1 pseudogene is annotated in these 279 nt (G+C 61.6%); it reads right to left on the minus strand.

Annotation, left to right across the window (positions count from 1 at the left end):
* Positions 1–279, minus strand: a pseudogene (locus SB816_RS31140) (D-serine/D-alanine/glycine transporter); the annotation flags it as partial.

The raw sequence follows: 279 nt of genomic DNA on the forward strand, positions 1-279 counted from the left end.
GCGATGGCGACCACGTCGGCGATACCGGTGACCACCCAGCAGAACCAGTAGGTCCAGCCGGTGAAGTAACCGGCCCAGGGGCCGAGCAGGTCGGCCGAGAAGTCGATGAACGATTTGTAGTTGAGGTTCGACAGCAGCAGTTCGCCCATGGCGCGCATGACGAAATACACGCAGAGCCCGATGATCATGTAGATCAGGATGATCGAGGTGCCAGACAGCGCGATGATCTTGCCGGAGCCCATGAACAGGCCGGTGCCGATCGCCCCGCCCATGGCCATC

It is taken from the genome of Achromobacter sp. SIMBA_011 (assembly GCF_046535435.1).
GTDB classification, from domain to species: domain Bacteria; phylum Pseudomonadota; class Gammaproteobacteria; order Burkholderiales; family Burkholderiaceae_B; genus Achromobacter; species Achromobacter dolens.